Here is a 7,621-nt window from a genome sequence, read left to right as displayed (position 1 = left end):
ACAGGCCCGACCCCGCTCCGACCACGACGGCGTCCGCCTCCGCGATCCCGCGCCTCAGCCTCTCAATCGCATCCGAGCAGGCGCCGGTAGATCTCATGGTCGCTCTCCTTGAACACATCGAAGATCACCCTCATCCCCGCCCCATGTTCCCGCAGGAATCCCCTGACGGTCTCCACCGCGATCTCCGCGGCCTCCTGCTGCGGAAAACGGAACTCTCCCGTGGAGATGCAGCAGAACGCGATGCTGGCGAGCCGGTGCGAACGCGCAAGCTCCAGGCAGGAGCGATAGCAGTCGGCGAGCAGGGCGCGGTCCCTCCGCGTCGGGCGGTCGGCGACGATCGGTCCCACCGTGTGGACGACGTGGCGGCTGGGCAGGTTATAGGCCCCCGTGATCTTCGCGCCGCCCGTCGGCTCCTCGTGACCCTGCCGCCTCATGAGGGCGTCGCACTCCAGGCGGAGCTGGACCCCGGCGTAGGTGTGGATGACGTTGTCGATGCACCCGTGGCCGGGCACGAAACACCCCAGCAGGGAGGCGTTCGCGGCATTGACGACGGCGTCCGCCCTCAGCGTCGTGATGTCGCCCCTCCACACCGAGAGGAAGGAGGCGCCGGGCTCCTCCGCCGCGACGGGCAGCACCTCCGCGTCCACGATTCCCTTCCTCCGCGCCTCCTCTTGAAGGTAGGCGTCCTGCACCTCCAGGAAGTCCCCGCCGATGGGCCAGGGGGGACGGACGTTCATCAGGGCCCGAAGGAGCCGCCGTCGGCCCTCCCCGTCGTCCGGAATCTCCATGCCGCGGCAGCGCGGGTTTTCGTCCCGCAGAAAATGAAGCAGGTACTCCAGCCTTCCGGCCTGGTCCTCGATCCGATCCACGACACCACCGCCCTTCCGCTTCCTAGGGCACGGGGCTTGTCCCCGCCGTCCCTCTGCATTACAATAGCTCATCAAGTATCCTATGTAAAGCAGGCACATTATTGTTCTGTAGGTACCAAAAAGATACCATTGTGAGAACAGGTGGGGCAAGATGAACAAGGACATGCCGGACTGCCCGATCGAGACGACTTTGACGCTGATCTCCAACCGCTGGAAGGTGCTGATCCTCTGGGATCTGTTGGGCGGCGTCAAGCGTTTCGGCGAATTGAAGAAGCTGCTGGGCGGCATCAGCCAGAAGGTGCTGACGGCCAACCTGCGCCAGATGGAGGAGGCGGGGCTGCTGACCCGCACCGTCTACGCGGAGGTGCCGCCCCGGGTGGAGTACGCGCTGACGGAGACCGGTCGCAGCCTGCGGCCGGTCCTGGAGGCGATGCTGGAGTGGGGGACGCGCTACAAGGCCGGGACAGCGGCCGCAGCGGGCCCAACACCGTCCCCCATTCCCGACGGAGGAGCGTAGGCCGGAAGGACGGAGGGCGCCGCTTAGTCCAGGCGCGGACTGCCCGAGCAAGCCCTACTTGCTCACTCATGTTTATGCTATAATCGAACGAGTTTGCAGGGGCAAACCGCACTGCGGGTCCTGCCGAAGGGCTCAGCCGTTTGGGAGGGGAATACCGCGTCGTGTTTGGGGCCTCAACAATTTATTTTCGAGGAAGGAGTCGAGTCTATTGAGAAAACTGATGTCCGTATTCGGCGTCGCCGTCCTGTTCGCCCTGGCGGCGGGGCCGGCGATGGCCGCCAAGGTGGAGCTGCCCAAGGCGAACGGGCGCATCATACCCGCAACGCTCTTCCTGGTGGGAACCAGCGACAAGGAGGGACGCCCGGACGCCGCCGTCATCGACCGCGCCGGAATCGCCGGGGCCGTGGGCAAGGAGAAGATGTTCGTCTACGTCTCCGTGCGCCCCAGCCGCCAGACGGCCAGGAACATCGACGCGAAGGGCGTGTTCACGCTCAACGTCCCCAGCAGGTCCCAGCTGGAGCAGGCGGGGTTCTGCGGCAGCGTCTCCGCCATTTCCGGGGACCAGTACATCGACAAGTTCGCCGTTACGGGGCTGACCCCCGTGAAGGGCAGCCAGGTCGACGCCCCCATGATCCAGGAGTGCCCCATCTCCATGGAGTGCAAGGTCGTCAAGACCAAGAGCTTCGGCGAGGGCTCGCACACCATGTACATCGCCGAGGTCAAGAGCGTCTGGATCGACGATTCCGTCCTGAACGGCTCCGACTCCAAGTTCCCCGGATACCCCAACCCCGTGAAGGTCGATTCGATCCTCTACTACCCCGGCGGCGGCGCCGGATCGGGCTTCTACTCGATCGGGCAGCGCCAGGGCGCCAGCGAGGAGCTCTTCAAGACGAAGTACCCCGACGCCAAGCAGTGAGGAGGCATTGGTGAAGATGAAAAAGAGTATCGTTTTTTTCCGGTCGCTGTTGTTGCTTTCCCTTCTCACCCTGGTCGGGGCGGGCGCCGCGTGGGCGGCCAAGGTCGAGAACCCGGCCAGTCCCGAGGTCCCCGCGCGCGTTATGCCCGCGTCCCTGCTGGTGATCGGGACCTACGACGATCAGGACCGCGCAAACTTCGGGCTCTTCGACCGCGGCGGGATCGCCACGTCGGCGCCCCAGACGCATATCGTCGTCGCCATGCGCAAGACGTCCTACACGCATAAGAACCTTCTGGAGCGCAAGGCCGCGACGATCAACATTCCCTCCGTCGCCCAGCTGGCCGAGGCCGACCTCTTCGGGTGCCTCTCCGGCATGAAGGACGGAAAGTTCACGGACAAGCTGGCCATGACCAAGCTGACGGCGGACAAGGGACAGGCCGTAGCCGCCCCCATGCTCCGCGAGTTCCCGATCTCCCTGGAGTGCGAGCTGGTCGAGTGCGATTCCCTCGACCCCGACTCTCCCTTCGACCTCATCGTCCTCAAGGTGGTGAAGACCTGGGTGGACGAGGGGTACGCCAACGAGAAGCCCTCCGTCAATCCCAAGCCGGCCGGGCTGCCCGAGATCGCCTTCTACATCCCCGGACGCAGCGAGGGCAACACCGGCTACTTCGGCCTGGGGGACTACCTCGGGGACGGACACTCCGCAGGCAAGACCTACATGGAAAAGCTCGCCGCCCCCAAACCCTGATCGCGGGGACCGGTGCGGAAGGGAATAACGCAAAAGCGAGAAGGGCCGACTCGGGCCCTTCTCGCTTTTTTATGTTCGCGTGATAATGCCGCTGTGGCCGGGATCGGCCCTCCCCCCGCCGTCCGTTTCGATCGGAAGGTCCGCCCGGGTGCATGGCGTCCGCCTTCGTTCAGCGCGTGAACAACACCGTGGCGTGGCCGGTGGTGCGGCTCGCGTTCGGGAGGAAGTCCGCGGAGTTGCTGCGCTCCAGCAGCTCGCTCCGTACGGCTCCGAGGCTTTGCAGGAGCGTCAGGAGGAGCCGCGCGCCCCGCGGGCAGTCCACGTCCAGCCCATTGAGCTCCTCCAGGCGGAACGCGCACAGCGCCGCGAGGGTGCGCTCGTCCTCGGCGTCGGACTCCGCGCGGGGCTTGTAATGGGAGAGGTCCATGCTCAGGATGACCACTCCGCCGCGTTCGCGAAGGAGCGCCTCCAGGGCCCTTCGCACGCGTAAAACCTGAAGGTCCGTCGCGCAGGACTTCACGACCAGCGGCAACACGGGGACGTCGCCGAAGAACTTTCGTACGCGCGGAATGTGCTCCGTGATGCCGTGGTCGCGCCGGGGGACGCCGTCCTGGCGCAGGGCCGCGCCCTTCAGGGACGAGGCCCCCTCCGCATCGGCCCGCAGGAGTCCCGAGGGCGTCCGCCAGTCCGCCGCCGAGAACACGATGTTCTGCCGCGCCCTCATGAAGTGGTCGGGCCCGATCAGGATGACGCGCGCCGGGTGGGGAATCTGCTCCCGAATCCGTTCGTAGAGGCGGTCGATGAGGGCCCCCGCCACGTTGTGATGGGGCGCGACGGCCCCGACGACGAGGGGCGGCTCCCCGCTCCCGAGGGCCGGGGAGGCAGGGAGCGCCAGGACCAGAAACAGGAGCAAGGACAAACTCGGGAGGCCGCGGGGCACGGAGCCCTTCCGCACGAAACCCTCCCCGGGGAGGAACGGGCGCGGCCGGACCACCCCGGCCGCGCCCCAGGCGCTACTCGTACAGTTTGCCATGCCAGGCCGGCAGGTACTGCTTCATGTCGTCCTGCCTCTTCGTGTCATAGACGATCGCCTTCCACTGATCGTCGTTCATGCGCCCCTCGCTCAGGGACTGGATGAAGGAGTAATAGGAGAACATGTAGCCCTCCGTCACGCGGAAGCCGCCGGACCGGTCGTTGACGTAGACGCTGAGCCTGCGCGGCGCTCCGACCCCCATGAAGAGGGCCCGGCCGGCCGAGGCGTCCGTCGCCACGTCGGCGACCAGGGCCATTCTCAGCTGATTCTGGGATGCCTTGTCGTAGACATCGTAGATATCCTCGGGCAGGACCGAGGGCAGGCGCAGCTCGATGATGGTCAGGAAGTCCGACGGCGTCATCGCGTCCTCGAGCGCACGGTCCGCGATGCCGGCCAGGGTCTCCATCTCCTCGGAGAACTGGGAGAACTTCCCGCGATAATACTCGTGCTCATCGGGAAACATGGGGGTCAGAAACTCCAGGATCTTGCGCGCACTCTCCGCCAGGGCGCGGTAGAGCTTCGGCTCCGGCTCCACATAGCCGCGCGCAAACGGCTGAGAGAAGGGCCCGGCCACCCATTCGCCTCCGCCGTCCCCCATCTCGGCCCCGCTCTGCTCGGCGTAGAGGATGGTGTCGTGCTTCAGCTCGGCCATGGAGGCCTCCGCCGTCGTCAGTTTCTTGTAGCCCCAGGCGGCGGTGCGGGCGAAGAACTGCTGCGACCCCTCGGAGACGTTGTAGCTGCGCAGGGCGGAGAGCCAGGCGGTATAGGCGTTCGCCCCGTCCGCGGAGCTGCGGTACTCCGGCCACCGCTCCTCCAGCGCCTTCAGGTTGTCCCCGTAGTTCTTGAACTTCTCGTAGGGCTTGACCTCGTCCAGGGCCTGGGTCGAGCCCAGGACCGCCATGACGTCCAGCGGGTCGGGCAGGGCGCGCTTATCCTCATCCGTGCTCGTCCGGGGATGGGTGAGCGTATCGAAGATCATCGCGTCGAAGGTGATCCGGCGCGGCAGTACGGCGAACTTCTTGCCGGGCAGCTTCTGGATGGCGCTGGCCTTTCCGGCCTTGTCCAGAACCTCCAGGAGCTCCTTCACCCTGCCCGCGTCGCTCAGGTCCCCGAATTTGAACGGTTTCAGCGCCTCGACAAGCTCGTCCCACGTGTTGACGTTCGAGCTGCCGACCAGGTAGCGGATGGGGTCGTAGAGCGCACGCCACTTTTCCTGAACCTGCGGCACGGAGAGGATGTGGCACAGCAGCAGCGTGACCGCGGCTCCTCCCTCGTTGTCCAGCGGGAACGGCGTGCCCAGCAGATAGGTGGTGCGGAAATAGGCCTTGAAGTCCTCGTTCAGAGTGTAGTGCCCGCGCGGGGCGAAGAGGGTGAAGTCCTGCGGCAGCCCCGTGAAGGGATTGTCGCCCGTCCCCTCTCCCGCCATCACCCCCGTCGCGAATCCGGCGATGCCGTCATGGATCTCCGCCCCCCCGTTCGTCAGCAGGTGCATGGCGAGGGCGAGGTAATCGACGACCGCCGATGCGGCGTTTCGCCCCAGCTCCGAGCTCTCCAGGTCGTGGGGCAGGTCCTTCAGGGCCGCGGTCATGGCGGACAGCAGCTCGAAGGTACGCGGCAGCAGAACCTTCTGCTCCACCTTCTGGAGCATCCGGTCGAAGTAGAGGTGAAACGCGTGGAGCGGCAGGTCCGCGGTGATGAAGCGGGGGGTGAGCGAGTCGATGGTGTTGTAGGCGTCCACCATGTCGTCCTCGTTCAGCTCCTTCACAAGGACGGGCTTGGGATCGACGTAGAAGCCGTTCTTCAGCAGTGCCTTACGCTCGGCGCCGTCCAGCTTTGCGGGGAGCTTGTCCTCCTCCACCCGCGACAGTTCCGGCTTGGAGGCCGACAGGTCGACGAGCTCGGCCTCGGGCAGCCAGCCGCCGCGGCGGTCCGACCCCGAGCCTCCGTCGGAGTAGTCCGTGCCGAAGATGCAGAGCAGCCACGACGTCCCCTCGGCGTCCTTCGCCCGCCCCTCCGCGGTGACCACGGCCCCGCGCGGCAGAGAGAAGGAATGGAACTCCGAGACGGGGCGCTGGCCCGGCAGCAGGAAGGGCACGGTCCCGTCCTTCATCACCTGATAGGGCTTCGCGTCCACCGGCTCGTATTTGGGCATGGGCGTCAGCGCCGCGGCCTCGACGAGCCCCAACTCCCCTTCCGGGCCGGACAGGGACAGCCATCCCTTTTTGGAGGAGGGCTTCCCCTCCACGAGATCCCCGTAGACCAGCACCCCCAGGATCCCCTCGTTATACGGAATATCCTTCCATTGCCCGCCGGGCGCGGCCTTGACGTCCTTGACGGTCTCGAACAGCGGCGTGATGCGCGCCGTAACGACGTACTGCGTCCCGCCCTGAGCCCATGCGGGGCAATCGCAGAACGAGAGCGCCGCGCACAGGACACACGCAAAAATCCCCAACCACTTCATCCTCAATTCGAATCACCTCATTCGTCCTCCGCGCTCCTCCCGGTGCATGGAGACGGAGCGCTTCGAGTATAACAGCCTTCCCCAATACTATACCGCAGGAACGTATTCCGTAAACCCACCTCCAAGGGAACCGACAGGGTGGTCTTTTCCACCGCTTTCGTCGCCCCCTGTTATTGACATATGACGAAAAAGAGGTATCTTAATAAATGGCATATGCCGGATAAGGGTCAAGAAAATGATCGAGGAGGGGTAACGATGGAAGAACGGATGGAAGAGCGGGCGGAAAAACGGATCGGAGAGCAGAGGAAGCGTCACGGCTGCTGCCATGGGCACGGCGGGGCGGACTGCGGCAAGGGCAGCAAGGGCAGCGAAGGCAAAGGACACTGCCACGGGAAGGGGAAGGGAAACGGAGGCGGCTGCGGGCACGATCACGGCGCGGGAGAGGAAGACAAGGGCAGCTGTTCCCGGGAGGGCAAAGCCGCGGCCTTCCCCGCGGCGGAAGCCTGAGGCGTTCGAGGCCCAGCCGATGCCCCGGCCGACGAAACGGCGGGAAGTCTTTGCAATGCCCTGTTGCTCCCGCTTCGCCCCGGCGTCCGGGGAACGGGAGTGCACCGCGGGCGACCCCGTGGTGCTGTCGGTGGACGAGTACGAGTCCCTTCGCCTCATCGACCTGGAGGGGCTGAGCCAGGAGGAGTGCGCCGGACGTATGCAGGTCGCCCGAACGACAGTCCAGGCCATCTACGACCGTGCCCGCGCCAAGGTCGCAGATTTTCTGGTCAACGCCAGGGAGCTCCGGATCGAGGGCGGGACCTACCGCATCTGCGGGGCGCGTGGCCCGGGCGGAACGGAGCGTCACGGGCACGGCTGCTGCCGGCACGGAAAGGATTCCGGCCCCCGGTAGGGCCACGGCACATCACGGGGAAAAACCGCAGGGATCAAGCCCGCCGGCGGAGCCGGTGGGCTGCACCGCCCCCGTGAGGGTCCCCTGCCGGCAGCCCCGACGGCCCCTGAAGGTACGCGCCGCCGTCTCCGGCAGTCCTCAGTTTTATCCCAGCGCTGCGGCCGCGGCGGATCGTC

General features: G+C 66.1%; 8 protein-coding genes. 5 read left to right on the top strand and 3 right to left on the bottom strand.

Features of this window, described 5'->3' with window-relative positions; genetic code table 11:
* Positions 1-62: 62 nt before the first annotated feature.
* A complete protein-coding gene (locus Q0176_RS09115) occupies positions 63-869 on the bottom strand; it encodes a protein-ADP-ribose hydrolase (protein WP_299301871.1) in 807 nt (268 codons plus the stop codon).
* Between the two features lie 151 nt (positions 870-1,020).
* Here Q0176_RS09115 and Q0176_RS09110 point away from each other — a divergent pair, with 151 nt between their 5' ends.
* The 3 genes from Q0176_RS09110 (at position 1,021) to Q0176_RS09100 (ending at position 3,050) form a co-directional block, all read left to right on the top strand.
* Positions 1,021-1,386: a helix-turn-helix domain-containing protein gene (locus Q0176_RS09110; RefSeq protein WP_299301868.1), complete on the top strand. Its 366-nt coding sequence runs from the start codon at positions 1,021-1,023 to the stop codon at positions 1,384-1,386.
* Between the two features lie 208 nt (positions 1,387-1,594).
* On the top strand, positions 1,595-2,302 hold the full coding sequence (locus Q0176_RS09105) for a flavin reductase family protein (RefSeq protein WP_299301865.1): 708 nt from the start codon (positions 1,595-1,597) through the stop codon (positions 2,300-2,302).
* Positions 2,303-2,318: 16 nt separating this feature from the next.
* Entirely contained in the window at positions 2,319-3,050 is a 732-nt protein-coding gene (locus tag Q0176_RS09100) for a flavin reductase (protein ID WP_299301862.1), read from the top strand.
* 169 nt (positions 3,051-3,219) lie between these two features.
* Here the strand turns inward: Q0176_RS09100 and amrB are convergent, their stop codons facing one another.
* Both amrB and Q0176_RS09090 read right to left on the bottom strand, forming a co-directional pair.
* Positions 3,220-3,963, bottom strand: coding sequence for an AmmeMemoRadiSam system protein B (gene amrB, locus Q0176_RS09095; protein ID WP_299301859.1), 744 nt, complete (start codon positions 3,961-3,963; stop codon positions 3,220-3,222).
* Positions 3,964-4,063: 100 nt separating this feature from the next.
* Positions 4,064-6,535, bottom strand: coding sequence for a DUF3160 domain-containing protein (locus tag Q0176_RS09090; RefSeq protein WP_299301855.1), 2,472 nt, complete (start codon positions 6,533-6,535; stop codon positions 4,064-4,066).
* 264 nt (positions 6,536-6,799) lie between these two features.
* Here Q0176_RS09090 and Q0176_RS09085 point away from each other — a divergent pair, with 264 nt between their 5' ends.
* Together Q0176_RS09085 and Q0176_RS09080 are read left to right on the top strand one after the other, a co-directional pair.
* Positions 6,800-7,051, top strand: a complete 252-nt coding sequence (locus Q0176_RS09085) for a hypothetical protein (protein ID WP_299301852.1) — start codon at positions 6,800-6,802, stop codon at positions 7,049-7,051.
* A gap of 19 nt (positions 7,052-7,070) precedes the next feature.
* Positions 7,071-7,445: a DUF134 domain-containing protein gene (locus tag Q0176_RS09080; protein WP_299301849.1), complete on the top strand. Its 375-nt coding sequence runs from the start codon at positions 7,071-7,073 to the stop codon at positions 7,443-7,445.
* The last annotated feature ends 176 nt before the right edge of the window (positions 7,446-7,621 follow it).

It is taken from the genome of uncultured Fretibacterium sp. (genome assembly GCF_938040765.1).
Lineage (GTDB): Bacteria > Synergistota > Synergistia > Synergistales > Aminobacteriaceae > CAJPSE01.
The sequence above is the reverse complement of the archived record's forward strand: the minus strand, read 5'-3'. Positions and strand labels throughout refer to the sequence as shown.

Bases quoted from the DNA above. Each gene is read 5' to 3' on its own strand.
- Q0176_RS09110 (WP_299301868.1), top strand. From the start codon at position 1,021: ATGAACAAGGACATGCCGGACTGCCCGATCGAGACGACTTTGACGCTG.
- Q0176_RS09100 (WP_299301862.1), top strand. From the start codon at position 2,319: ATGAAAAAGAGTATCGTTTTTTTCCGGTCGCTGTTGTTGCTTTCCCTT.
- Q0176_RS09085 (WP_299301852.1), top strand. From the start codon at position 6,800: ATGGAAGAACGGATGGAAGAGCGGGCGGAAAAACGGATCGGAGAGCAG.
- Q0176_RS09080 (WP_299301849.1), top strand. From the start codon at position 7,071: ATGCCCCGGCCGACGAAACGGCGGGAAGTCTTTGCAATGCCCTGTTGC.